A 25781-nucleotide genomic window follows, 5' to 3' on the forward strand; every position below is an offset into this window, starting at 1 on the left:
ACGGGCCCGAGCACGACTTCATGCTGGCCCACTACGACGAGGTGCTGATCGCCGACACCCTGGCCGGCAGCGGCTACTGCTACCGGCTCGGCGGTGAGGTGAAGCTGCTCGCCGCGACCTCGCGCCGGCTGGCCGTGCGGCTGCTGCGCGAGGCGCTGGCCCGGGTGCCGGCGGGCACCGAGGCGAGGGTCAGGTTCGCCACCGCCGAGCAGGAGTGGGCGGTGGACGTCGGCCTGGAGGTCGGCCTGACGCTGCGGACCAGCGGCTACCTCGCGCTGCGCGGGATGCGGCCGCCGACCCCGTACCTGCCGAACGGCGCGTTCCTCTGACCGCTACGAAAACCCGACCACCCCCGCCGGGCGCGTGGCCCGACGGGGGTGAGACACAGCAGGGATGAGGCACAGCGGCGAGGAATCGTTTCTGCACCGCTGGAGAGGCCTCAGGCCATCGTGTCCAGGATCTCGCGGACCATCTCCATCGTGGTGCCCGGGTGCAGGAAGGCGAACCGGGCGACCGTCTCGCCGTCCCAGCCGGTCGGCGTGACGAAGCCGATCTGGTCCGCGAGCAGCCGCTGCGACCAGGTGTAGTAGTCCTGCTCACTCCAGCCGGTGCGGCGGAAGCAGACCGCGGAGAGCTGCGGGTCGTGCAGCAGCTCCAGGTGCCCCGTCTCCCGGATCAGCTGCGCGGTGTCCTGGGCGAGCTTCAGGCCGGCCTCGATCGCGTCGCTGTACGCCTGGGTGCCGTGCACCGCGAGCGAGAACCAGAGCGGCAGGCCGCGGGCCCGGCGGGTGAGGTGGTAGGCGTAGTCGGTGGGGTTCCACTCGTCGCCCTCGTGGTGCAGCACGTCCAGGTAGCCGGCGTCCTGGGTGTGCACGGCCTTGGCGAGCTGCGGGTTGCGGTAGAGCAGCGCGGCGCAGTCGAAGGGCGCGAAGAGCCACTTGTGCGGGTCCACGACGAAGGAGTCGGCGTGCTCGATGCCGTTGTAACGCTCGCGCACGGACGGGGCGAAGAGCCCGGCACCGCCGTAGGCGCCGTCCACGTGGAACCACAGGCCGCGCTCGCGGGTGACCTCGGAGAGGCCCTGGAGGTCGTCGATGATGCCCTCGTTGGTGGTGCCGGCCGTGCCGACCACCGCGATCACCGTCTCGGGGTTGGGGTCGGCGGCCAGCGCCGCGCGCAGCGCCTCGCCGGTGAAGCGCCGGTCCACCGCCGGCACCTTGAACGCTTCCACGCCGATGATGTTGAAGGTGTTCTTGACCGAGGAGTGCACCTGGTCGGCGACCGCGACCCGCAGCCGGGTCTCGGGGCCGACGCCCAGCCGGCGGCGGGCCACGTCGCGGGCGACCACCAGCGCGGACAGGTTGCCCGCCGAGCCACCGGAGACGAAGGTGCCGCCCGCGCTCTCGGGCAGCCCAGCCCGGTCGGCTATCAGCCGCAGCACCTGGTTCTCGGCCGCGATCGCGCCGGCCGCCTCCAGCCAGGAGATGCCCTGCAGCGAGGCGCAGGAGACGACCATGTCGAAGAGCAGCGCGGCCTTGGTCGGCGCGCACGGGATGAACGAGAGGTAGCGCGGGCTGTCGGCGGAGATCACCGCACGGGAGAGCTCGTGGTCGTAGAGCTTGAGCACGTCGGCCGGGGCGTTGCCGTGCTCGTTCAGCAGGCCGGCCAGGTGGGCCCGCAGCTGCTCGCCGTCGCCGGGGTGGTCGAGCGGCACCGGATCGTACTGCAGCCGCTCGCGCATGTAGCCGAAGACGAGGTCCACCAGCTCGTTGTCCGGCTGGTGCATGCGGTGGGGGGCGCTGCTGGCGTTCACGGGGGCTGCTCCTTCGGCTGACGAACTCTTGATCAGAGTAGGCAGCGGGAGCCTTCGGCCGCGCGTCCGAATGCGCCGGTTCGGGCAGCTTTCGAGCGAGTTCCGCGGGTAGCGCGCAGGAATCCTGCGTCAGGTCGCGAGTGGGAGTCGGGCGGGCGTCAGGATCGCGTTCGGATCAGCCGATGAGTCTGGACAGCACCACCGAGCTGCGGCTGCGCTGCACGCCCGGCTCCTTGCGGATCCGTTCGATCACCGCCTCCAGATGGCGGGTGTCGGCCGCGCGCAGATGGACCAGCGCGTCCGGGTCGCCGGTCACCGTCCAGGCCGCGACCACCTCGGGGAACTGGCGCAGGCTGGCGAGTATCTCCTCGGGCGCCGTGCGCTCGCGGCAGTAGACCTCGACGAACGCCTCGGTCTGCCAGCCGAGCAGCTGCGGGTCCAGCACCACGGTGAAGCCGCGCACCACGCCGCGGGCCCGCAGCCGGTCGATCCGGCGGCGCACGGCGGTCGCCGAGAGGTTGGCGAGCAGGCCGATCTCGGCGTACGAGGCGCGCCCGTCGCGGCCCAGGTGCGCCAGCAGCAGCCGGTCGGTCTCGTCCAGGGCGGCCGCGACACCGCCCGGCTCTGCGGCGCTGCTCTTGCTCATCGGGTCGGGTCTCCACGGTCTGCGCTGGTGGGGGTGGCCGTTGACTAGCCCCATTCTTGCGGACACTACGTCAAGACGATCGCGTCACATCGACACAATGTCCATCGTCAGAGTGACGCGAACCGGTTATCATAGATAACGTCAGAAAGACGAGAAGGCTGGGAACCTCCGGCCGCACAGGAGGGCAGCCGCCCGTGACCACCACCGTTGACATCAGCTTCGCCGAGCCCGCCCAGACGCCGCTCGCCCTGCTCCTGCTCGGCCGCCAGGCCGACCCGAACAGCGAGCGCGGCGTCGAGTGCCCCGGCGACCTGCCGCCGGCCTCGGACCCGGACCTGGTCGAGCGCGCCCGCGCCGCCAAGGCGAAGCTCGGCGACCGGGTCTTCATCCTGGGTCACCACTACCAGCGCGACGAGGTCATCGAGTTCGCCGACGTCACCGGTGACTCCTTCAAGCTCGCCCGGGACGCCGCGGGCCGCCCGGAGGCCGAGTACATCGTCTTCTGCGGCGTGCACTTCATGGCCGAGTCGGCGGACATCCTGACCGGCGCCACCCAGCAGGTCATCCTGCCGGACCTGGCGGCCGGCTGCTCGATGGCCGACATGGCCACCGCCGAGCAGGTCGCCGAGTGCTGGGACGTGCTGCGCGAGGCCGGCATAGCCGACGTGACCGTCCCGGTCTCGTACATGAACTCCTCCGCCGACATCAAGGCCTTCACCGGCCGGCACGGCGGCACGATCTGCACCTCGTCCAACGCCCAGCGGGCCCTGGAGTGGGCCTACGAGCAGGGCGAGAAGGTGCTCTTCCTGCCCGACCAGCACCTGGGCCGCAACACCGCGGTGCGGGACATGGGCTTCTCGCTGGACGACTGCGTGCTCTACAACCCGCACAAGCCGAACGGCGGCCTGACCGTCGAGCAGCTGCGGGACGCCAAGATGATCCTCTGGCGCGGGCACTGCTCGGTGCACGGCCGGTTCACGGTCGACTCGGTCGCCGAGGTCCGCGAGCGGATCCCGGGCGTCACCGTGCTGGTGCACCCGGAGTGCAAGCACGAGGTCGTCGCGGCGGCCGACATGGTCGGCTCGACCGAGTACATCATCAAGGCGCTGGACGCCGCCGAGCCCGGCTCCAAGTGGGCGATCGGCACCGAGCTCAACCTGGTCCGGCGCCTGGCCAAGGCGCACCCGGACAAGGAGATCGCGTTCCTGGACCGCTCGGTCTGCTTCTGCTCCACGATGAACCGGATCGACCTGCCGCACCTGGTCTGGGCGCTGGAGTCACTGGTCGAGGGCCGGGTGTCGAACGTGATCACGGTGGACCCGGAGACCGAGAAGTACGCGAAGGCCGCGCTGGACCGGATGCTCGCGCTGCCGTAGCGGCCACGGGCGAGACGTGAGAGGGGCGGCACCCGGTGGGTGCCGCCCCTCTCACGTCGTCTGCGCCGGCTACTCCGGCAGGCCCAGGCCCGGGATCAGCCCATCGCCCTCGGTCCGCAGCAGTTCGCGGACCTGCTCGATGGTCGCGCCGTCATCCGGCAGGATCAGGTCGGACGGCTCCAGCGAGTCGTCCGGTACTCGGGTGCCGACCTCGCGGACCGCCGTGAGCAGATTGCCCAGGGTGGCGCGGAAGGCCGGTTCGTCCCCCGAATCCAGAGCGGCGAGCAGCTCGTCGTCGAGCCGGTTCAGCCGGTTCAGGTGCTCGTCCGCCACCTGGAACTGGCCCTCACCCATGATCCTCATGATCATGCTGGCGTCTCTCCCTGCTGTCGAAGCGGGCGCTTTACTTGTGGTAGTTGATCCCCGGCGGGGTGTCCTGCGGCGTCTGGCTGCCCTGGTGCGGCTGCGCGGCACCATTGCCCTGGCCATTGCCCTGCTCGATCGCCGCGGGGCCGGTGGACCCGCCCAGCTCGGCCTTCATCCGGGCCAGCTCCAGCTCGACGTCGCTGCCGCCGGCCACCCGCTCCAGCTCGGCCTCGATGTCGTCCTTGCGGCCCAGACCGGACGAGTCGTCCAGCGCGCCGGAGGCGAGCAGCTCGTCGATCGCACCGGCACGGGCCTGCATCTGCGCGGTCTTGTCCTCGGCCCGCTGGATCGCCAGGCCGACGTCGCCCATCTCCTCCGAGATACCGGAGAAGGACTCGGCGATCCGGGTCTGCGCCTGGGCGGCCGTGTAGGTGGCCTTGATGGTCTCCTTCTTGGTGCGGAAGGCGTCCACCTTGGCCTGCAGCCGCTGGGAGGCGAGCGTGAGCTTCTCCTCCTCGGCCTGGAGCTGCTGGTACTGCACCTCCAGGTCGTTGATCTGGGACTGCATCGCGGACTTGCGGGTCAGCGCCTCACGGGCGAGGTCCTCGCGGCCGAGCGACAGCGCCTTGCGGCCCTGGTCCTCGTACTTGGACGACTGCTGCTGGAGCTGGGTCAGCTGCAGCTCCAGGCGCTTGCGCGAGGTGGCGACGTCCGCCACTCCCCTGCGCACCTTCTGCAGCAGTTCAAGCTGCTTCTGGTACGAGTAGTCGAGCGTTTCGCGCGGATCCTCCGCCCGGTCCAAGGCCTTGTTCGCCTTGGAGCGGAAGATCAGCCCCATACGCTTCATGATTCCGTCGCTCATGGGCCTCGGGTGCCCCCTTCTCCGGCCTGCGGTTTCTATCTCGTACCAAATCTAGTGCGAGTGTATGTGCAGCGGGGCCATCACCGCAGTACACCTACCTGCACCAAGACTGCTACACCAGGTGCCGCTCTGCCTCATCCCCTGGGTGGATCCGTACCCCTGCCGTGCTCCGGGAGTCCCCTGAGGTGCGGGGGACCTGGGGGAAGCTGCGGCCAGCACGTACGCTTGTCATGTGTTCCGACGCCGTTCAGACGAAGCCCCCTCCTCCGCCACCGCGCTGGCCGAGCAGGATGACCCGACCCAGGCCCGCGACCCGCAGGCCAAGAAGGGTCGTCCCACGCCCAAGCGCAGCGAGGCCGAGGCCCACCGTCGCACCCGTGTGACGGTCCCCAAGGACCGCAAGGAAGCCGCCAAGCAGTCGCGCGAGCGGATGCGGGCCGACCGCGAGAAGCAGCGGATGGCGCTGCTCAACGGCGACGAGCGCGCGCTGCCGGCCCGTGACAAGGGCCCGGTGCGCAAGTTCGCCCGCGACTACATGGACTCCCGCTGGTCGCTGGCCGAGTTCTTCCTGCCGTTCGCGGTGCTGATCCTGGTGCTCAGCGTGGTCCGGGTCTCCGCACTGCAGCTGCTCTCCACGCTGCTCTTCCTGCTCTTCTTCGTGCTGGTGATCGTCGACTTCCTGCGCCTGGGCTACGGCCTGCGCAAGGCGCTGGCCAACCGGTTCCCGAACGAGAACACCCGCGGCGCGGTCGGCTACGGCCTGATGCGCAACCTGCAGATGCGTCGGCTGCGGCTGCCCAAGCCGCAGGTGAAGCGGGGCGAGCACCCCTGACCGCCGAGCCGCTGCCAGCGCAGCCGTACGACTGGGTCCCCGCCGCGTCGGGGACCGGTCGGTACGAGCTGCCCGGCCAGGCGGACGGCCAGCACGACCAGCGGCAGTCCGAGAGTGAGCAGCAGTACCGGGAGCAGCCGTACGCCGGCTACGGCTACGGCTACGTGAACCACGGGCTGCCCGCCCGCAGCGGCTCCTTCGCCGGCGGCGCCGGTGCCTGGCTGGACCGGCAGGGCGGCCTGCACAACCTGGTCCGCCAGGAGATGGTCGGCCGCCAGGTCGCCGAGCAGATCGGCGAGCACTTCGGCGAGCGGGCCCGGCTCGCCCCGCTGCGGGTGCTGGACGTCGGCTGCGGCCAGGGCACCCAGGCGCTGCGGCTGGCCCGGGCCGGGCACCTGGTCACCGGCCTGGACTCCGACCCGGTCACGCTCGGCGCCGCGCAGGCGCTGCTCGCCGCCGAGCCGCCCGAGGTCCGCGAGCGGGTCCGGCTGCTGAGCGGCGACGGACACCAGTGCGGACGCTGGTTCGGCCCCGGCAGCTTCGACCTGGTGCTCTGCCACGGCGTCCTGATGTACCTACCCGACCCGGACCCGATGATCGCCTCACTGGCCCGGATGCTCGCGCGCGGTGGGCTGATCTCACTGCTGGCCCGCAACCGGGACGCGCTGGCCATGCGGGCCGGACTGACCGGCGACTGGCGCGCCGCGCTCCAGGCCTTCGACTCCGACCACTACACGAACCGGCTGGGCCTGACCGCCCGCGCCGACCGGCTCGACGACCTGGCGACCACGCTGCGCGAGGTCTCGGTGCCGCTGCGGCACTGGTACGGGGTGCGGGTCTTCACCGACGCGATGCCGGACCACGCCGCGCCGGTGGACGGGCGCCAGCTCGCCCAGCTACTGGACGCCGAGGACCGGGCCGGGCGGGCGGATCCGTACCGGCAGGTCGCCGCGCTGATCCACCTGGTGGGCGCGAAGCAGCAGTAGGGCCTGCCTTGGCCGCGCGCACCAGGTGACGCAGTGCCGGCGGGCTGCGCTCAGCCCTCCCGCAGGCTCATCGGGTAGATCGTCTGCTCGTCCTCCAGCAGCTCGACGCTCTCCACGCCGTCCTCCAGCAGGCGCTTCCACTCCTCGCCGATCCAGGACTCCGCGTCCCCCTGGTTGGAGAACTCCTCCGCCTCGCCGGCCGGGGTGACGACCGAGCCGTCCGCCGCCTTGTACCGCCACGTCCACACCATGCCGGGCTCCTCCCATGACGTTCTTGCTGCGCCGTTGTTCTGCTGCTGTCCTGCAAGCTGTCCTGCAGCTGTTCTGCTGCGCGCAGGCTACCGCGCAGGGTTGAGGCTGCCCGCCGTACCGGCGCTCAACCTCGGTGGGCCAGGATGGTCCGCATGGCACGCACCCTGATCCTCGGCGGCGCGCGGTCCGGCAAGTCGACCCGGGCCGAGCAGCTGCTGCTCGAACACAGCGACGTCCTGTACGTGGCGACCAGCGGCGACCGCGACGGGGACGTCGAGTGGGCGCAGCGGGTGGCGCTGCACCGGGAGCGGCGCCCGGCGAGCTGGCGCACCGCCGAGACCACCGCGCTGACGGCGCTGCTGGCCGACGCCGCCGATCCGGCCCCGGTGCTGATCGACTGCCTGGCGCTCTGGCTGACCGCCGTGATGGACCGGGCCGGCGCCTGGGACGACGCGGCCTGGTACGAGGGCGGCGCCGAGCGGGCCGTGCAGCGGGACTGCGACGAGCTGGCCGCGGCCTGGCGGCTGACCGGGCGCCAGGTGATCGCGGTCAGCAACGAGGTCGGGATGGGCGTGGTGCCGGCCACCGCCGCCGGGCGGCGGTTCCGGGACACCCTGGGCCGGCTCAACATGGCGATCGCCGAGGAGTCGGACCGGGTGCTGCTGGTGGTCGCCGGGCAGGTGCTCGCGATCAAGGGCCGCGCCGACCGCTGACCACCGACCGCTGAGCACCGACCGCTGACGGCCGACCGCCGACCGCCGACCGCCGACCGCCGCTTGAGCGCGGATTTCCCTGTGGCGACCCCTGCTGACGGGCAGGGCCCGGTTGGTAGTGTTCGGCCCGATGGACACCACCGTGGATCTCGATACCTTCGCCTCGCTCGTCGAGCGCCCCGACGACGCTGCCCGGCGGGCCGCCGAGGAACTCCGGCTGGAGCTCGACCGGCCGCGTGGCGGGCTCGGGCAGCTGGACGAGCTCGGCAGCTGGCTGGCCTCCGTACAGGGGCACTCACCCGTGCGCGCGATCGCCGCGCCCAAGGTGCTGCTCTTCGCCGGCGACCACGGCATCGCGGCGCTCGGCGTCTCCAGACTGCCGGCCGAGGGCGGCACCGCCCGCCGGATCGAGGCCGTCCTCGACGGCAGCGCGCCGGTGGCCCGGATGGCCCGGCGGTTCGGCGCCGAGGTGCGGGTGATCGACGTCGCGGTGGACGCCGCGCCGGACGAGTTCCCCGCCGAGGTGAGCGGCAACCGGGTGCGGCGCGGCTCGGGCCGGATCGACCTGGAGGACGCGGTCACGGCGGCGGAGGCCGCGCAGGCCTTCGCGATCGGCATGGCGATCGCCGACGAGGAGGCCGACCTCGGCACCGACCTGGTGCTGCTCGGCGACCTGGGCGTCGGCTCGACCACGGTGGCCGCGGTGCTGATCGGCGCACTCTGCGGGACCGACGCGGCCGCGGTCTGCGGCCGCGGCTCGGGCATCGACGACAAGGTCTGGATGGTCAAGTGCGCCGCGATCCGGGACTCGCTGCGGCGGGCCCGTCCGGTGCTCGGCGACCAGCTGGCGCTGCTCGCGGCCACCGGCGGCGCCGACTTCGCGGCGATCACCGGGTTCCTGCTGCAGGCCGCGGTGCGCAAGCTCCCGGTGGTGCTGGACGGTGTGGTCTCGGCGGCCTGCGCGCTGGTCGCGCAGCGCGTGTCGTTCCGGGCGCCCGACTGGTGGCGGGCCGGCCAGATCAGCGGTGAGCCCGCGCTGGCCAAGGCCTACGACCGGCTGACCCTGACGCCGGTGCACGAGCAGCAGATCACCATCGGCGAGGGCGTCGGCGCGGTGCTGGCGTTGCCGCTGCTGCAGGCCGCCTCGGACGCGCTGGCCACCGAACCGATCGCGGCGGCCGGCCCGGTGGCGCCGAAGGAGCCGCCGCGGCTGCCGACCGCCGCCGAGCTGCTCGGCCGGGCCTGACCGGGTGCCGCAGTCGAACGACCGGGCCGTGGACGACCTGTCGGCGCGCCCGCTGCGGGCACCCGGGCTGCGGTTCGCGTTCGGCACGCTCTCCGTACTGCCGGTGCGGGTCGAGCGCTGGGACCGTCTCTCCGCAGGACGCGCGATGCTCACCGCGCCGCTGGTCGGGCTGGTGCTCGGCGGCCTCGCGGGCGGGCTCGGCGCGCTGGTCGCCTGGCGCGGCGGTCCGCTGCCGGCCGCCGTCGCGGTGGTCGCCGCGCTCGCCGCGCTGACCCGCGGGCTGCACCTGGACGGGCTGGCCGACGTGGCCGACGGGCTGGGCAGCGGCAAACCCGCCGAGGACGCGCTGCGCATCATGAAGCAGTCCGACATCGGCCCCTTCGGGGTGCTGACCCTGGTGCTCCTTCTGCTCGGTCAAATTGCCTGCCTGGCAGGGCAGTTCGAGCACTCCATGCTGCGCGGGACGGTCGCCGCGGTGACCGCCGCGGTGGCCGGCCGGTGCGCGCTCGGCTGGGGCTGCCTGCGCTCGGTGCCGGCCGCCCGGCCCGGCGGGCTCGGCGCGATGGTGGCGGGCACCGTACCGCCGGCCGGCGCGCTGCTGGGCACCCTGCTCGCCGCGCTCGCGCTCGGCGCCGTCCACCCGCGCTACGCGCTGGCGCTGACGGTCGGCCAGCTCGCCGCCTGGCTGCTGCTGCGCCGCTGCCGGCGGCGGTTCGGCGGGATCACCGGCGACGTGCTCGGCGCGATGACCGAGACCGCGGCGGCCGCCGCGCTCCTCTGCCTTGCCGTCGGCCCCTGACCGTGCGTCTGCGACCCGAGCCGCCGCCGGCCCGGCACTCCTGACCGTACGTACGCGGTCACTACGCGGTCACCGGGCGGGAGCAGGGTCCGCCCGGGGGCACAGGATCCCACCATGCGGACTACCATGCGGTGAGCACCGTAGCCCTGCGCCTTCCCGGCGGAGCATGCTTGGGCTGAAGCCATGCCGCAAAATCCGGCCGTGGACCGCGAAAGAACAGGACGCATTTACGTGACTGCATTGTCTGTGAGCACCTCCTCAGCTGCCGCGCTTCGCGCGGACGCCCTGGTGATCGGCGTGGCGAAGGGGCCCAAGGGTCTGCTGGTGGCCTCCGGCGCGGAGGCCGTGACCGAGGCGTTCGAGGGCAAGCTGGCCGATGTCCTGACCACCCTCGGTGCGACCGGCGCCGAGGGCGAGAGCATCAAGCTGCCCGCGCCGAGCGGCCTCAAGGCGGGCTTCGTGCTCGTCGTCGGCCTGGGTGACGCGGCCGAGGAGGGCTACTCGGCCGAGGCGCTGCGCCGGGCCGCCGGTGTCGCCGCCCGCACGCTGAGCGGTGCCAAGAAGGCCGCACTGGCGCTGCCGGCCGAGTCGGCCGAGGAGATCGAGGCCGTCGCGCTCGGCGGTCTGCTCGGTGCGTACGAGTTCTTCCTCGACAACGCCGCCCCGAAGGACGGCAAGGCGCCGGTCGGCGAGCTGGTCGTGCTGGCCACCCGCAAGAGCAACAAGGACGCCAAGGCCGCCATCGAGCGCGCCACCGTCATCGGCGAGGAGATGAACCGCGCCCGCGACCTCATCAACATGCCGCCGAACGACCTGTTCCCGAAGTCCTTCGCGGCGATCGCGCAGACCGCTGCCAAGGAGCACGGCCTCAAGATCGAGGTCCTGGACGAGAAGGCGCTGGCCAAGGGCGGCTTCGGCGGCCTGCTGGGCGTCGGCAACGGCTCGGAGAACAAGCCGCGCCTGGTGAAGATCGCCTACACCCACCCGAAGGCGAAGGCCACCCTCGCGTTCGTCGGCAAGGGCATCACCTACGACTCGGGCGGCATCTCGCTCAAGCCGGCCGGCCACAACGAGACCATGAAGTGCGACATGTCGGGTGCCGCGGCGGTCTTCGCCACCGTGGTCGCCGCCAAGCGCCTGGGCCTGGCCGTCAACATCACCGGCTGGCTGGCGCTGGCCGAGAACATGCCGTCCGGCTCCGCCACCCGCCCCGGCGACGTGCTGCGGATGTACGGCGGCAAGACCGTCGAGGTGCTGAACACCGACGCCGAGGGCCGCCTGGTGCTGGCCGACGCGATCGTGAAGGCCGGCGAGGAGAAGCCGGACGTGATCGTCGACGTCGCGACGCTGACCGGCGCGATGATGCTGGCGCTGGGCAGCCGCACCTTCGGTGTGCTCTCCAACACCGACGCGCTGCGCGACAAGCTGCACGCCGTCGCCGAGCGCGCCGGCGAGCAGTCCTGGCCGATGCCGATGCCGGCCGAGCTGCGCAAGGGCATGGACTCGCAGGTCGCCGACCTGGCCAACATGGGCGAGCGGATGGGCGGCGGCCTGGTGGCCGGTCTGTTCCTGAAGGAGTTCGTGGCGGACGGCATCGAGTGGGCCCACCTGGACATCGCCGGTCCGGCGTTCCACGAGGGCGCGCCGTACGGCTACACCCCCAAGGGCGGCACGGCCAGCGCGGTGCGCACCCTGCTGCGCTTCGCGGAGGAGACCGCGCAGGGCTGAGCAAGACCCTGCTGAGGGGGTCCGGCGCTGCGGCGCCGGGCCCCCTTCCGCTTTTGTCCGGGTTACCGGCGGGTAGACGCGTGGCGTCGCACGCAAGACTGTTCGCCACGGGCGAAACTTTGTTCCACGAGGCGGAAGAGTCGGCCGCCCCGATCGGCGCAGCCGGGCCGAAAGGCCGTACCAGTACGGCCTTGACCTGCACAGACGGCACTCGACGGGGGTGTTCGCCGGCACCGCGGGCCCGCTTCGGTCCCCCGCCGGGGTGGACCCGGACATCAGCGGCCGTGAACAAGTGCGAAGATGTATTTCCGGCACGACTGGGCGCCTCACAAGGGTTTCCCGCACACCGGACCAGCACCGGCCCGGACGATCCACACCCCATGCATGGAGGACGTGACGTGGCGAACGACGCCAGCACCGTTTTCGACGTAGTCATCCTCGGAGGCGGAAGCGGCGGCTACGCCGCGGCGCTCCGCGCCGCTCAGCTCGGCCTGAAGACGGCTCTGATCGAGAAGGGCGAGCTCGGCGGCACCTGCCTGCACCGGGGTTGCATCCCCACCAAGGCGCTGCTGCACGCGGCCGAGGTCGCCGACGAGACGAAGGAAGCCGCCGAGTTCGGCGTGCTCGCGACCTTCCAGGGCATCGACATCAACGGCGTCCACAAGTACAAGGACGACGTCGTCGCCGGCCTGTACAAGGGTCTGCAGGGCCTGGTCGCCTCCCGCAAGGTGACCTTCATCCAGGGCGAGGGCCGGCTCTCCTCGCCGACCTCGGTCGACGTCAACGGCCAGCGCGTCGAGGGCCGTCACGTCATCCTCGCCACCGGCTCGGTGCCGAAGTCGCTGCCCGGCCTGACCATCGACGGCGACCGGGTCATCTCGTCCGACCACGCGCTCAAGCTCGACCGGATCCCGAAGTCGGCCGTCATCCTCGGCGGCGGCGTGATCGGTGTCGAGTTCGCCTCCGTCTGGAAGTCCTTCGGCGTCGACGTCACCATCGTCGAGGCGCTGCCGCACCTGGTTCCGCTGGAGGACGAGAACTCCTCCAAGCTGCTGGAGCGGGCCTTCCGCAAGCGTGGCATCAAGTTCGAGCTCAAGGCCCGCTTCTCGGGCGTGGAGTACACCGAGACGGGCGTCCGGGTCTCCACCGAGAACGGCAAGCAGATCGACGCCGACCTGCTGCTCGTCGCGATCGGCCGCGGCCCGGTCTCCCAGGGCCTGGGCTACGAGGAGGTCGGGGTCGCGATGGACCGCGGCTACGTCCTGGTCGATGAGTACATGCGCACCAACGTGCCCACCGTCTCGGCCGTCGGCGACCTGGTCCCGACGCTCCAGCTGGCCCACGTCGGCTTCGCCGAGGGCATCCTGGTCGCCGAGCGCCTGGCCGGCCTGAAGCCCGTGCCGATCGACTACGACGGCGTGCCGCGGGTGACCTACTCCAACCCCGAGGTCGCCTCGGTCGGCATCTCCGAGGCCAAGGCCGTGGAGCTGTACGGCAAGGAGAAGGTCGTCTCGGTCAAGTACAACCTGGCCGGCAACGGCAAGAGCAAGATCCTGAAGACCGCCGGCGAGATCAAGCTGGTCCAGGTCAAGGACGGCGCCGTGGTCGGCGTCCACATGGTCGGCGCCCGGATGGGCGAGCAGGTCGGCGAAGCCCAGCTGATCTACAACTGGGAGGCGCTGCCCGCCGAGGTCGCGCAGCTCATCCACGCGCACCCGACCCAGTCCGAGGCTCTCGGCGAGGCCCACCTGGCCCTGGCCGGCAAGCCGCTGCACGCGCACGACTGACCGCGCCGCGGCACCCGTCCTTACCTTTCCCTGAACTTCCTGTACGCAAGACTTGATAGGAGTCGCTGAAACCATGGCGGTCTCAGTAACGCTGCCCGCGCTGGGCGAGAGCGTGTCCGAAGGAACTGTCACCCGCTGGCTCAAGGCCGAGGGTGAGCGTGTCGAGGTCGACGAGCCGCTGCTCGAGGTCTCGACCGACAAGGTTGACACCGAGATTCCCGCGCCGGCCTCCGGCATCCTGGCCTCGATCAAGGTCGCCGAGGACGAGACGGTCGAGGTGGGCGCCGAGCTGGCGATCATCGACGACGGCTCGGGCGCCCCGGTCGCCGCCGCTGCTCCGGCCGCTGCCGCTGCCCCGGCCCCGGTCGTCGAGGCCGCTCCGGCCCCGGTTGCCGCCCCGGCCCCCGTCGCCGAGGCTCCGGCCGCTGCTCCGGCCCCGGTTGCCGCTCCGGCCGCCCCGGCCGGCGACGCCACCCCGGTGCTGCTGCCCGCGCTGGGCGAGTCGGTGTCCGAGGGCACCGTCACCCGCTGGCTCAAGGCCGAGGGCGAGACCGTCGAGGTCGACGAGCCGCTGCTCGAGGTCTCGACCGACAAGGTCGACACCGAGATCCCGTCGCCGGTCGCCGGTGTCGTGGTGAAGATCCTGGTCGGCGAGGACGAGACCGCCGAGGTCGGCGCCCAGCTCGCGCTGATCGGCGCCGCGGGTGCGGTCGCCGCCGCTCCGGCTCCGGCCGCTGCCCCGGCTCCCGTTGCCGCTCCGGCCCCCGTCGCCGCCCCGGTTGCCCCGGCTGCTCCGGTTGCCGCTCCGGCTCCGGCTGCCCCGGTTGCTCCGGCTCCGGTCGCCGCTGCCCCGGCCGCTCCGGTCGCCGCCCCGGCTCCGGTTGCCGCCCCGGCGCCCGTTGCCGCTCCGGCTCCGGCCGTCCCCGTCGCGCAGGCCGCTCCGGTGGCCGACGCCGGTGACGCCTACGTGACCCCGCTGGTCCGCAAGCTCGCCGCCGAGCACGGTGTCGCGCTCTCCGCCGTCGCCGGCTCCGGCGTCGGTGGCCGGATCCGCAAGCAGGACGTGCTGGCCGCCGCCGAGGCTGCCAAGGCCGCCGCCGCTGCCGCCCCCGTCGCCGCCGCCCCGGCCGCCGCGTCGAAGGCCGCCGCCCCGGTCACGCCGTCCCCGCTGCGCGGCCAGACCGTGCCGATGACCCGCGTGCGCAAGGCGATCGCCAAGCACATGGTCGAGTCGCTCAAGGTGTCGGCCCAGCTGACCACCGTGGTCGAGGTCGACGTCACGCGCATCATGCAGCTGCGCGCCAAGGCGAAGAACGGCTTCCTGCAGCGCGAGGGCGTCAAGCTCTCGCCGATGCCGTTCTTCATCAAGGCCGCGACCGAGGCGCTCAAGGTCCACCCGATCGTCAACGCCCGGGTGAACGACGACGACACGATCACCTACCACGACGTCGAGAACATCGGCATCGCGGTGGACACCGAGAAGGGCCTGTTCGTTCCGGTCGTCCACGGTGCCGGTGACCTGAACATCGCGGGCATCGCCAAGCGCGTCGCCGACCTGGCCGCCCGTACCCGTGACGGTGGCCTGAAGCCGGACGAGCTGGCGAACGGCACCTTCACGGTGACCAACACCGGTTCGCGCGGTGCGCTGTTCGACACCCCGATCCTGAACCAGCCGCAGGTCGGCATGCTGGGCATCGGCGCCACCGTGCGCCGCCCGGTGGTCCTGAACCACCCGGAGCTCGGCGAGACCATCGCGATCCGCGACATGGTCTTCCTGGCCCTGTCCTACGACCACCGCATCGTGGACGGCGCCGACGCCGCCCGCTTCCTGGGCACCGTCAAGGCCCGCCTGGAAGAGGGCGCGTTCGAGGGCGACCTCGGCCTGTAGTACTCGCTGCTGCCGGCTGGTGCCGGCTCCAGGCTCGGTTCGACGGCCGGTGCACCCCGCTCGGGGTGTGCCGGCCGTCGGCGTTTCCCCGCTTTCCGATCTCCGGACAGCGCGTCACCGACGGCATAGGGTGATCGCATCATCGGGGCGGGTGGGGCAGGGTGGGTGGGGCAGGAGTGCGGGTGGACGAGCGCAAGGCTGTGTCGGATCTGGTCGTGGTGCTGCCCGGGATCCTGGGGAGCCGGCTGTACGACGCGGACGGCCACGAGGTGTGGGGGCTCTCGGGCTCCGCGCTGCTGCGGGGCATCGGGACCTTCGGCCGCTCGATGAAGCGACTGGCCCTCCCCCGCGACCTCGGCGACGGGCCGGCCCCCGACGGCGTCACCGCGCGCGGCCTGCTGCCGGACGTGCACGGGCTGCCGGGTGTCGGCAACCTGGTCGACGGCTACAGCGACCTGCTGCGCTGGCTGGAGCAGAACTTCACGCTGAACCGGCGGCCGCCCGGCGCGGCCCCGCACGAGCCGGCGAACCTGGTCGCGTTCGGCTACGACTGGCGGCTCTCCTGCCGCCGCAACGCCGCCTCGCTGAAGGCCGTGGTGGAGCGGGAGTTGGGGATCTGGCGGGGCTCGGCGCCCGAGCGGGCCGAGGCGAGGGTCACCTTCGTCTGCCACTCGATGGGCGGTCTGGTCGCCCGCCACTACGTCGCCTGCGGGGGCGGCGCCGCCGTGACCCGCCGGCTGATCACGCTGGGCACGCCGCACCGGGGATCGTTGGACGCGCTCGGCTACCTGGTGGACGGGCTGAGCCGGTTCGGCGTCGACCTGACCGCGTTCGCCCGCAGCCTGCCGTCGCTGCACCAGCTGACCCCGGACTACGCCTGCCTGAGGGCGCCGTCGGGCGAGCTGCGGTACGCCCGCGAGCTCGGTGAAGTGGACGGCATCGACCGGCAGTTGCTGCTCGACGCGGGAGCCTTTCACGCGGAGATCCGGGCGGGTGCGGATGCCGGGTACGAGTTCCTGCCGGTGGTCGGGGTGCGGCAGCCGACGCCGACCACGGCGCTGCTCGGCGAGCGCGGGCTGGTGCCGAGCGACCTGATCGACGGGGTGGACGAGCAGGGCGACGGGCGGGTGCCGGTGCTCTCGGCGCAGCCGGGCGGCCGGGCGTCGTTCACGCCGAACGAGAAGCACGGCGCGCTGCAGAACAACCCGGGCGTGCGCGACGCGCTCTGGGGCTGGCTGGCCGCCGAGCCGCGCTACCACCGGGGTGGCGAGAGCGGCGACGACGTCCAGCTGAGCGTGCGGGCGCCCGAACTGCTGGCGGGCGGCGAGGCGTTCGAGGTGGCGGTGACGGCGAGCGGCGGCGCCGACTCGCTGCGGGTGCGGCTCGCGCTGACCGATGCGATGGGGCAGCCGGTGGCGGGTGGCCCACGGACGCTGCGCAACCTCGGCGAGGGGCGGTACGGGCTCGCGGTGGACGGCCTGGCCCCCGGGCCGTACCGGGCGGTGGTGCAGGCGGACGGGCAGGCGGCGGCGGTGACCTCGCTGGTGCTGGTGCTGGAGGGTGGCGAGCCGCGATGAGCCGGGACGGGGAGCAGACGCAGCAGACGCGGCAGCCGCAGCAGCCGCAGGGAACGCTGCTGGGGATCGTGTTCGACCGGTACGCGCAGGAGGCACGGTTCCCGCCGCTGCCGGGTGCGGTGGAACAGCTCGGTGAACTGGCCGGGGTGACGGATGGCTACGCGCCGACCGTACTGGCCAACCCGCCGCTGGCAGCCGTCCAGGACGGCGTCGAGAGCTGGCAGGAGCACTGGCGCGCGGCGGGCGCGCACGCACCGGCGCTGGTGGTCTGGTCCGGGCACGGCCACCGTACGACCGGCGGCGAACTGCGCCTCGTCGCGCAGGACAGCAAGGACGGCACCGGCCGCAACCGCACGTACGGCATGGCGGAGTTGACCGACGCCGCGCTCGGCTCCGGGGCGGACCAGATCCTGTTGGTGCTCGACACCTGCTTCTCCGGCAGCGGGATCCCGGAGACGCTGCGGATCGCCTACGAGTCGCACGCGGCGAGCAGCGTGCCGCAGGGCCGCTCGCTCTGGCTGGGCGTGATCGCCTCCTCCCGTCCCGACGAGCGGGCGGAGGGCGCCGGACTGCTGATCCGGACCGTCACCGAGATCCTGCGCGACGGGCCGGCGCGGGACGGCGAGTACCGGCGCGAGTGGGGCCCGCACAACCGGGTGGTGACCGGGCAGGCGCTGATCGACGCGGTGAAGCGCCAGTTCCCGCGCCAAGGCGTCGGGCAGGAGCCGCAGTCCGCGAGCATCGGGCCGGGCGTGCCGACCGGGATGTTCCGCAACCCGTCCTGGCGCCGGGGTGCGCGCGAGGCGCTGGTCGAGCACCTGGTGCTGGCCGCGCGCAGCGGGGGGCGCAGCGCCGAGGAGTGGTTCTTCACCGGGCGGCACGCGGTGCTGTCGATGCTGGTGGACGTGATCGGGGCCGGCCGGCCCGGCCTGGTGATGCTGAACGGCAGCGCCGGGTGCGGGAAGTCGGCGGTGCTGGGGCGGCTGGTCACGCTCTCCGACTCCGGCGAGCGGGCTGCCATGGCGGCGGCGGGAGCGCTGCCGACGGCGGACGAGCCGGATCCGGGTGTGGGCAGCGTGCAGGCGGCCGTACACCTGCGGGGCCTGGACGCACAGCGGATCGCAGAGACTCTGGCAGCGCAGTTGGAGCTGCCTTCACCACGGACCCCCGCCGAGCTGATCGCGCTGGTCGCGGAGACGTACCCGTCGGGGTCGCGGGCGCCGGTGATCGTGTTGGACGGCCTGGACGAGCTGCTGCCGGGCGAGGCCGAGGCGGTGACCGAGCAGCTGATCGACCCGCTGGCGGCGAGCGCCGTGGTGCTGCTGGGGCTGCGGCGCAAGCCGGTCGGCTACGTCGGCCACCCGCAGTGGACGGCGGCGATGGACCGGCTCGCGCTGCGCCGACCGGTGGTGCGTGACCTGGACGAGGAGCCGGGGACGGCCGAGGACATCGGGCGGTACGTCCGGCGGCGGCTGGCGGCGAGCGGGGTCGGCGAGCAGGCGGCGCTGGAAGCGGGATGGGTGGTAGCCGCGCGGGCGATGGGCGGCAGCGGCGGCTTCCTGTTCGCGAACCTGGTGAGCGGCTCGCTGGCGCGGCGGCTGGCGACGGGCTCGCCGTGGTCGGTGCCGGAGTCCGTGGCGGAGGCGTTCGCGGAAGTCATCGACAGCGCGGAGGAGTTGGTACGGCCGGACGGGCGCGTGGTTCCGGGCGCCGGGCGGGCGCTGCTGACCGCGCTGGCCTGCGGGCTCGGCAACGGGCTGCCGGCGGACGGCGTCTGGGAGGCGATCGCGGGCGCGGTGGACGACTCGGGCGAGACGTACGGTCCGGGTGATGTCGACTGGGCGCTGCGCACGTTCGGGCGGTACATCGTGGAGGACAGCGACGGGCGCTCGGCGGTGTACCGGCTGTACCACCAGGAGTTCGTGCAATACCTGACGGATGATCAGTCCGCGCTCGTGGAGGACCCTGTCGCGACGCAGCGGTCGGCGGCCGTCACCCTGGCGCTGGTGAAGCTGGTGGCCGCAAGTGAAGCCGGCGACCCGTCAGCAGAGGCGGCGCAGTGGTACGCGACGCAGCACCTCGCCGAACACGCGGCGGCAGGCGGCAGCCTCGGGATCGCCCTGCTGCGCAAGCCGGTCGCACAGGGATCGCTCGACGGGCTGCTGCTGGCCAGGGCCCTGGGGCTCCTCACGTCCTCCCTGCGGCGGCGGGGGCTGCGAGAGGCCGCCTTGGCACCGGCCCTGGAGGCGGTCCAGATCTACCGCGACCTCAGCGGGACGTCCCCCGAGTCCCAAGCGGACATCGCCCGAGCCCTCATCAACCTCGCCAACGCCCAGACCGACACCGGTGACCACGACAGCGCACTGGCCACCATCACCGAATCCGTCAGCCGCTACCGCGCCCTCACCGACGGCACGACGGCCCACCTGCCCTACCTCGCGGGCGCCCTCAACAACCTCGCCAACGCCCAGGCCACGACCGGCGACCGGCAAGGCGCACTGACCACCGTCAACCAAGCCGTCACCATCTACCGCGCCCTCAGCAACCACAACCCGGCGGTCTTCCTCGCCGACCTTGCCGGGTCCCTCAACAATCTCGCCAACGCCCGATCGGCGACCGGGGACCACCAGGGTGCGCTGACCACGGTCACCGAAGCCGTCACCATCTACCGCGCCCTCGCCGACGACAACCCCGCCGCCCACCTCCTCAGCCTCGCCGGGTCCCTCAACACCCTCGCCAACACCCAAGCCTCGACCGGGGACCACCAGGACGCGCTGGCCACCATCACCGAAGCCGTCACCATCTACCGCGCCCTCGCCGACGACAACCCCGCCGCCCACCTCCCCGACCTCGCCAAGTCCCTCAACACCCTCGCCACCGCCCAAGCCGAGACCGGCGACCGGCGAGGCGCACTGACCACCATCACCGAAGCCGTCCCGATCCACCGCGGCCTTGCCCTCTCCCACCCCGCCGCTTTCCTCCCCGACCTCGCCAAGTCCCTCAACAACCTCGCCAACCGCCAGGGCGACATCGGCGACTACCACAGCGCCCTGACCGCCATCGACCAGGCCGTCACCCACTTCCGCACCCTCGCCGACGACAACCCCGCCGCCCACCTCCCCGACCTCGCCATGTCCCTCAACAACCTCGCCACCGCCCAAGCCGCGACCGGCGACCGGCGAGGCGCACTGACCACCAACACCGAAGCCGTCACCCACTACCGCGCGCTCGCCGACGACAACCCCGCCGCCCACCTCCCCGACCTCGCCACGACACTCACCGGCCTCGGGACCGCTCAGGGCGAGAGCGGCGACCACCACGGCGCGCTGACCACCATCACCGAAGCCGTCACGATCCACCGCGCCCTCGCCGACGACAACCCCGCCGCCTTCAACCCCAGCCTCGCCGGCGCCCTCAACAACCTCGCCACCGCCCAGGCCAACACCGGCGACCACCACAGCGCCCTGACCACCATCGACCATGCGGTCACCCTGTACCGCACCCTCGCCGCCGACAACCCCGCCGCCTTCAACCCCGGCCTCGCCAGGGCACTCAACAACCTCACCACCATCCAGGCCACGACCGGCAACCACCACGGCGCGCTGACCACCATCACCGAAGCCGTCACGATCCACCGCGCCCTCGCCGCCGACAACCCCGCCGCCTTCAACCCCGGCCTCGCCAGCGCCCTCCGCAACCTCGCGAACCGCCAAGGCGAGACCGGTGACCACTACAGCGCCCTGACCACCAACACCGAAGCCGCCCGCCACTACCGCGCCCTCGCCGACGACAACCCCGCCGTCTTCAACCCCGACCTCGCCGGCATCCTCAACAACCTCGCCACTGCCCAGGCCGGCACCGGCGACCACGACAGTGCACTGGCCACCATCAACGAAGCCGTCACCCTCTACCGCACCCTCGCCGCCGGCAACCCTGCCGCCTTCAACCCCAACCTCGTCACCGTCCTGCGCAACCTCGCCAAGATCCAACGCGACAGCGGCGACGTGACATCCGTCCTCTCCGAGCTCGACCTCGCGATCTCCGCCGTCTCCGAAGATCCACCCGCCGGCTACGGGCTCCGCTACGAGCGGGCGGCCTTCCTGCTGCGCAGCGGCGAATCGGCCGAGGCGCTCTCCGCGCTGTTCGCACTCGCCACCCAGCCGGACGACCCCGACACCGCCTACCGCAGCCGGGAGCTGCTGCGCGCCCATGCCGCCGCCGACTCCGACGGCCGGTCGCGTGCCCAGCAGGCCGAGGTGTGGCACACCGTCCACGGCGAACGCCCGCTGCCCGGCTGGCTGAGCCTGAGCGAGGCGTCGATGGCCCTGGTCGAGGAGTGGATCGCCTGCGGGAGCTGGCTGGAGAGCAGCGTCTTCTGGGTGCAGCACAGCGACGAACTCGTCGCGTCGGAGGTGGTCGCAGCGCTCGAGGAAATCCGCGTCTTCTTGGCCGATACCGCCGAGATCCACCTGGCCGTTCGCGCCGCAGCGATCAGGAACGGCAAGGAAGCGGCCTTCCTCCCCCTCATCCTCCGCGAGCTGCTGGCCGAATGGCTGGACATGCCGTCCTGGGAGGAGTCCCAGCGGTTCCTGGTCCGCCACTCCTACGACCTGCTCACCGACGAGGCCGCCGACGTACTCGCCGACTTCGACGCCCCCGGCGCCCAGCTCCACCACTCGCTGCTCCAGCTTGCCCAAGATCTGGGCATCGCCCAGACCTACCGCTGCGTCAGTGACCGGACCGCGCTCGACCAGCAGCTCCAGCGCTGTCTGACCACCGTGGACCTGCTCGGCCTGACGAACATCGCGGTGATCGAGTTCAGGGTCTTCGACGACGTGCTCCCGGCCAGCGTCCACATCATGCTCGCCGACCTGCTGAGCAGCGAACCCCAGGCCACACCCCCCGAGGCCGCCGCCGGCCTCCCCGAGCTGGCCGCAGAAGTCGCCCCGGCCACCCGCGAGCGCCTGGTCTCCGACCTCGCCGCACTCATCGGCCGCCGCCCGGAGCACGCCGTCGCCCTCAGCGCGATGCTCCAGCTGCTCCTCCAGCCCCAGCCCGGTGCCTGACCGGTAATCGTCTTCCGGGGACTCAGCCGAAAGCGAGTCCCCGGAAGGCGTCCCGGATGTCGGTGAGCGGCTGTCGATCGCGCGTGTAGTAGAGCTTGTTCGTCAGCAGGACGGCCCACCGGCCCTGTTCGGGCGAGATCCACATACCGGTGCCGGTGAAGCCGTAGTGCACCCACAGGTCGTCAGCTGTTCCGGTGCCGGGGGCGGGGTGCCAGAAGAGGCCACGGACGGGCTCCAATTGGCCGGTCTGGACGCTCAGGGACTGCTCGATCCAGGCAGGACCGAAGCCCGGCGGCGTCAGCGCAGCGGCCGGGTCGAGCAGGTACTGCAGGAACACGGCGAGGTCGTCGGCACACGAGAAAGCACCGGCGATGCCGCATACCCCACCGAGGAGGCGGGCGGAGAAGTCATGGACGGTGCCTCGGAGGTGGGCGCCGGTCTCCTCGTCGAGCTCCGTCGGGGCGGTGCGGGCCACCTCTTCGTCGGGCAGCGGACCGAAGCGGGTGGTGCGCATCCCGAGGGGCCGCCAGATCCGCTCGGCGGCGAGCCGGTCCAGCGGCCGGCCGGAGAGGTGCTCGGCCAGGTAGCCGAGGATCAGGGCGGCGCGGTCGGTGTACTCGACGGCTTCACCAGGCGGGCGGTGCAGAGCCTCGTGGAGTACACCGGCCCGGACGGTCACCGGGTCGCTGCCGTAGAGGTCCCGCAGCTGAGCCCGCAGCGGGAGGCCGGCGGTGTGGGTGAGCAGGTTGCGTACGGTGGCCCGGCTGAGGGGGTACCCGGTGACCTCGGGCCAGTACGCGCCGAGCGGCTCGTCGAGCAGCAGCAGGCCGTCCTGCCAGAGGGCGCCGACGGTGGACCAGACGGCGAGGACCTTGGTGAGGCTGGCGACGTCGAAGACGGTATCCGGCCGCATCGGTCCGTCCGGCAGATCAGGATCGAGGACACCCACACTGCCCCCGGCCCACTTGCCTCCGGCGCCGCCCAGGGCCCAGACGGCGCCCGGATACACCTTGTCACGGACACCGCCGGTGAGGAGCCGGTGGATCCGGTCAGTGCTCGGTGTCATGTCTCCCCGATTCGCTGTGGCCGTCCCGCCCCGGCCAGCGTAGTGATGCGGTCGAGGGTCACCGCGGCAGATGGAGGCACGAGCGCGGATCCGGTGCGCGCATTCACCCGAATCGGGGTCCCGTCGGCCACGGCGCAGGCGCGGACGGTATGCGTTCGGGCTATCGAGCGGCGATGCTTGAGCGGTGATGTACGAGACCGACTTCTGGCAGATCATCGACGACACCCGCCATGCCGCCGAGGGTGACCCCGAGGAGCAGGCCGACCTGCTGGTGGACCGGCTGGTGCAGCTGACGCCGGACGAGGTGATCGACTTCGCCCGGCTCTTCGACGCGCGGTTCCACCGGGCCTACACGCGTGAGCTGTGGGGGGCGGCGTACCTGATGCTCGGTGGGGCGTCGGAGGATGCGTTCGACTACTTCCGGTGCTGGCTGATCGCGCAGGGGCGGGAGGTGTTCGAGGGGGCGGTGCACCATCCGGACGACCTGGCGGACCTGGCCTCCGACTTCGACGAGGACGAGGACGGCGATGCCGAGGAGTTCGGCTACGCGGCGGACGAGGCGCACGAGCAGCTGACCGGGATGCCGCTGCCGGACCTGGGGAACAACCAGCCGCGACAGCCGGAGGGGGTGCCGTTCGACTTCGAGGACAGCACCGAGATGGCGAATCGTTTCCCCAAGTTGTGGGAGCAGTTCGGGGGTTGAGAGAGCGGGGGAGCTCTCCGCCCTCAGACGCCGTTGCCCGGGGCGGCGGCGCGGATGCCGGTCAGCATCTGGTCCAGCACGGCGGCGGGCGGCGCCTGCGGCGAGTCGTCCGCCGAGCCGACCACCGTGGTGAAGCCGCCGCCGGGTGCGGGCAGCGCGGCGACCAGCACGTAGCCCGCGGTGCCGGCCTGCTGCGGTGTGACGTGCCAGCGCACGGCGTAGCCGCCGACGCCGGCTGCCGTGACCGGCCCGGCGGCGAGCTCCTGGTGGCCGCTGAGGTCGCCGAAGAGCAGCGGGGCGTCCGCGGCGATCGTCTGCCGGGCCACGGTGACCGCGTCCGCGCCCTGGCCTGCGGTCGCGTCGATCGAGAAGCTGCCACGCACGCAGCCGCCGGGGAGGTCGCAGTCGTACGGACCGGTGGTCAGCAGGACCGTGGTCGACGGGTCGCGCTCGTCCGAGGTCCAGCCGCTCGGCAGCGGGACGGTCCAGCTGTGCGCGGCGTCGGCGACCGAGCCGCCGTCGGGCGCGACCGGGGCCGCCGGGGCCAGCGGTACGTCGGCGGACGGGCCGTCCGACGGGTCGCCGGGTGCGGCCGGCGTCGGCGGACCGGCCAGCGGATCGTTCGAGCCGGCGGGCCGCCCGGTGCCGCTGAGCAGCGCGATCGAGACGGCGGCGACGAGCGTGATCAGTGCGAGCGCCCCCGCCAGGATGCCGAGGATCAGCCCGGTCCGCTGCTGCGGCGACACCGGCACCGGGGGCGGTGGCGGTGCCGGGAAGTACGAGGCCACGTAGCCGTAAGGCGGCGAGGCGTCCGGGATGCCGTCGGCCGACCCGCCGGGCGGACCATCGGGTCCCGGGAGGAAGCGGGTCTGTCCGGTCCACGCCGCGCCGTCCCAGTAGCGTTCGCGCGCGCCGTCCGGCCCGGCCGAGGGGGTCGGGTCCGGGTACCAGCCGGGAGGAGCGGAGTCGGTCACAGCCGAACCGTATCGGTCCGGCCGGGCCCGGCACGAGATGGCGTGACGGTGCGAAGGACGGAGAAGGAGAGGGGGCAGGAGAGGGAGCGGGAGACGAAGGCGGGTCACGGTGCGGGTGCCGCCGACACGCCTGCCAGGATGGGCACATGCGTATCGCTGTCACCGGTTCCTCGGGCCTGATCGGCTCCGCTCTCGTCCGCTCGCTGCTCGCCGACGGCCACCAGGTGGTCCGGCTGGTGCGGCACCGCCGCTCGCTCGGTCCGCAACCGGACGGCTCCACCGGGATCGGTTGGAACCCGTCGCGCGGCGAGGTCGACCGCGCCGGGCTGGCGAACCTCGACGCCGTGGTGCACCTGGCCGGCGCCGGGGTCGCCGACCGGCGCTGGACGAACGCGTACAAGTGGGAGATCCGGGCCAGCCGGGTGCTCGGCACCCGCACCCTGGCGACCGCGCTCGCGGCGCTGGACGCGCCTCCCGCCGTGCTGGTCAGCGCCTCGGCCGTCGGCTACTACGGGCAGACCGGCGACCGGGTGATCGACGAGACGGCACCGGCCGGGGATGACTTCCTGGCCGAGGTCTGCGTGGAGTGGGAGGGCGCGGCCCGGCCGGCCGCCGAGGCGGGCATCCGGGTCGTGCACCCGCGCACCGGACTGGTGCTGAGCGCCAAGGGCGGCGCCGGCGGGCGGCTGTTCCCGCTCTTCAGGCTCGGGCTGGGCGGACGGCTCGGCGACGGCTCGCAGTACTGGAGCTTCATCTCGCTCGACGACCAGGTGGCCGCACTCCGGTTCCTGATCGACCACCAGACGATGAACGGCCCGGTCAACTTCACCGCGCCCGAGCCGGTGACGAACGCCGAACTGACCACCGCGATCGGACGGGTGCTGCACCGGCCGACCCCGTTCCCGGTGCCGGAGGCGGCGCTGAAGCTGGCGCTCGGCGAGATGGCGGTCGAGGTGATCGGCAGCCACCGGGTGGTGCCCTCGAAGCTGCTCGCGGCGGGCTTCGAGTTCCGGCACCCGGAGGTGGAGCAGGCGGTGCGGGCGGCGCTTTGGACCGGCCGGTCCTAGGGCACGCGCGAGTGGGCCCACCGGACTTGCCCGC

At 72.6% G+C, this 25781-nt stretch carries 20 protein-coding genes and 1 pseudogene; 14 read left to right on the forward strand and 7 right to left on the reverse strand.

The features are described 5' to 3' along the window. Positions 1–329 (forward strand): annotated as a pseudogene (locus tag AC060L_RS14660) (GNAT family N-acetyltransferase); the annotation flags it as partial. Positions 330–439: 110 nt separating this feature from the next. Here AC060L_RS14660 and AC060L_RS14665 read toward each other — a convergent pair. Together AC060L_RS14665 and AC060L_RS14670 are read right to left on the reverse strand one after the other, a co-directional pair. Continuing rightward, the gene (locus AC060L_RS14665) at positions 440–1813 is read right to left on the reverse strand and encodes a pyridoxal phosphate-dependent decarboxylase family protein (RefSeq protein WP_483799159.1); all 1374 of its coding nucleotides are present in this window, start codon (positions 1811–1813) and stop codon (positions 440–442) included. A 175-nt stretch (positions 1814–1988) separates the two neighbouring features. Next, positions 1989–2459, reverse strand: coding sequence for an Lrp/AsnC family transcriptional regulator (locus AC060L_RS14670; RefSeq protein ID WP_483799160.1), 471 nt, complete (start codon positions 2457–2459; stop codon positions 1989–1991). A 194-nt stretch (positions 2460–2653) separates the two neighbouring features. On the opposite strand from AC060L_RS14670, the gene nadA reads away from it, so the two are divergent. Then, a complete protein-coding gene (gene nadA, locus AC060L_RS14675; RefSeq protein ID WP_483799161.1) occupies positions 2654–3835 on the forward strand; it encodes a quinolinate synthase NadA in 1182 nt (393 codons plus the stop codon). 69 nt (positions 3836–3904) lie between these two features. Here nadA and pspAA read toward each other — a convergent pair whose 3' ends face one another. Both pspAA and AC060L_RS14685 read right to left on the reverse strand, forming a co-directional pair. Next, complete coding sequence (pspAA, locus tag AC060L_RS14680) at positions 3905–4204, reverse strand: PspA-associated protein PspAA (protein ID WP_483799162.1); 300 nt, start codon at positions 4202–4204, stop codon at positions 3905–3907. A gap of 34 nt (positions 4205–4238) precedes the next feature. After that, on the reverse strand, positions 4239–5048 hold the full coding sequence (locus AC060L_RS14685) for a PspA/IM30 family protein (protein WP_483799163.1): 810 nt from the start codon (positions 5046–5048) through the stop codon (positions 4239–4241). Positions 5049–5295: 247 nt separating this feature from the next. Between AC060L_RS14685 and AC060L_RS14690 the strand changes: the two genes are divergently transcribed. Both AC060L_RS14690 and AC060L_RS14695 read left to right on the forward strand, forming a co-directional pair. Then, positions 5296–5895, forward strand: a complete 600-nt coding sequence (locus AC060L_RS14690) for a DUF3043 domain-containing protein (protein WP_483799164.1) — start codon at positions 5296–5298, stop codon at positions 5893–5895. 263 nt (positions 5896–6158) lie between these two features. Then, a complete protein-coding gene (locus AC060L_RS14695; protein WP_483799334.1) occupies positions 6159–6881 on the forward strand; it encodes a class I SAM-dependent methyltransferase in 723 nt (240 codons plus the stop codon). A gap of 50 nt (positions 6882–6931) precedes the next feature. Here AC060L_RS14695 and AC060L_RS14700 read toward each other — a convergent pair whose 3' ends face one another. Then, positions 6932–7132 carry a hypothetical protein gene (locus AC060L_RS14700; RefSeq protein ID WP_483799165.1) on the reverse strand — a complete coding sequence of 67 codons (201 nt, stop codon included), beginning with the start codon at positions 7130–7132 and terminating at the stop codon, positions 6932–6934. 153 nt (positions 7133–7285) lie between these two features. On the opposite strand from AC060L_RS14700, the gene cobU reads away from it, so the two are divergent. The 8 genes from cobU to AC060L_RS14740 all read left to right on the forward strand — a co-directional run bounded on the left by cobU (position 7286) and on the right by AC060L_RS14740 (position 21937). After that, positions 7286–7846 (forward strand): bifunctional adenosylcobinamide kinase/adenosylcobinamide-phosphate guanylyltransferase, encoded by a 561-nt coding sequence (gene cobU, locus AC060L_RS14705; protein ID WP_483799166.1) that lies wholly within the window; start codon positions 7286–7288, stop codon positions 7844–7846. A 130-nt stretch (positions 7847–7976) separates the two neighbouring features. Beyond that, the gene (locus tag AC060L_RS14710) at positions 7977–9092 is read left to right on the forward strand and encodes a nicotinate-nucleotide--dimethylbenzimidazole phosphoribosyltransferase (RefSeq protein WP_483799167.1); all 1116 of its coding nucleotides are present in this window, start codon (positions 7977–7979) and stop codon (positions 9090–9092) included. A 4-nt stretch (positions 9093–9096) separates the two neighbouring features. Further along, positions 9097–9891, forward strand: a complete 795-nt coding sequence (locus AC060L_RS14715; RefSeq protein WP_483799168.1) for an adenosylcobinamide-GDP ribazoletransferase — start codon at positions 9097–9099, stop codon at positions 9889–9891. Between the two features lie 231 nt (positions 9892–10122). Then, on the forward strand, positions 10123–11619 hold the full coding sequence (locus tag AC060L_RS14720) for a leucyl aminopeptidase (RefSeq protein WP_483799169.1): 1497 nt from the start codon (positions 10123–10125) through the stop codon (positions 11617–11619). Positions 11620–12017: 398 nt separating this feature from the next. Continuing rightward, positions 12018–13406, forward strand: coding sequence for a dihydrolipoyl dehydrogenase (gene lpdA, locus AC060L_RS14725; protein ID WP_483799170.1), 1389 nt, complete (start codon positions 12018–12020; stop codon positions 13404–13406). A gap of 73 nt (positions 13407–13479) precedes the next feature. Next, the gene (gene sucB / locus AC060L_RS14730) at positions 13480–15294 is read left to right on the forward strand and encodes a 2-oxoglutarate dehydrogenase, E2 component, dihydrolipoamide succinyltransferase (RefSeq protein WP_483799171.1); all 1815 of its coding nucleotides are present in this window, start codon (positions 13480–13482) and stop codon (positions 15292–15294) included. Between the two features lie 182 nt (positions 15295–15476). Next, on the forward strand, positions 15477–16871 hold the full coding sequence (locus AC060L_RS14735) for an esterase/lipase family protein (RefSeq protein WP_483799172.1): 1395 nt from the start codon (positions 15477–15479) through the stop codon (positions 16869–16871). Further along, positions 16868–21937 carry a tetratricopeptide repeat protein gene (locus AC060L_RS14740; RefSeq protein WP_483799173.1) on the forward strand — a complete coding sequence of 1690 codons (5070 nt, stop codon included), beginning with the start codon at positions 16868–16870 and terminating at the stop codon, positions 21935–21937. The genes AC060L_RS14735 and AC060L_RS14740 overlap by 4 nt, the downstream gene beginning before the upstream one ends. Positions 21938–21959: 22 nt before the next feature. Here AC060L_RS14740 and AC060L_RS14745 read toward each other — a convergent pair whose 3' ends face one another. Continuing rightward, positions 21960–23003 (reverse strand): serine hydrolase domain-containing protein, encoded by a 1044-nt coding sequence (locus AC060L_RS14745; RefSeq protein WP_483799174.1) that lies wholly within the window; start codon positions 23001–23003, stop codon positions 21960–21962. 187 nt (positions 23004–23190) lie between these two features. Here AC060L_RS14745 and AC060L_RS14750 point away from each other — a divergent pair, with 187 nt between their 5' ends. Beyond that, positions 23191–23706, forward strand: a complete 516-nt coding sequence (locus AC060L_RS14750) for a DUF4240 domain-containing protein (RefSeq protein ID WP_483799335.1) — start codon at positions 23191–23193, stop codon at positions 23704–23706. A 23-nt stretch (positions 23707–23729) separates the two neighbouring features. Here the strand turns inward: AC060L_RS14750 and AC060L_RS14755 are convergent, their stop codons facing one another. Continuing rightward, positions 23730–24680: a DUF2510 domain-containing protein gene (locus AC060L_RS14755; RefSeq protein ID WP_483799175.1), complete on the reverse strand. Its 951-nt coding sequence runs from the start codon at positions 24678–24680 to the stop codon at positions 23730–23732. A gap of 146 nt (positions 24681–24826) precedes the next feature. Between AC060L_RS14755 and AC060L_RS14760 the strand changes: the two genes are divergently transcribed. Further along, entirely contained in the window at positions 24827–25747 is a 921-nt protein-coding gene (locus tag AC060L_RS14760; protein WP_483799176.1) for a TIGR01777 family oxidoreductase, read from the forward strand. The last annotated feature ends 34 nt before the right edge of the window (positions 25748–25781 follow it).

The sequence above is a fragment of the Kitasatospora sp. NEAU-69 genome (assembly GCF_057158765.1).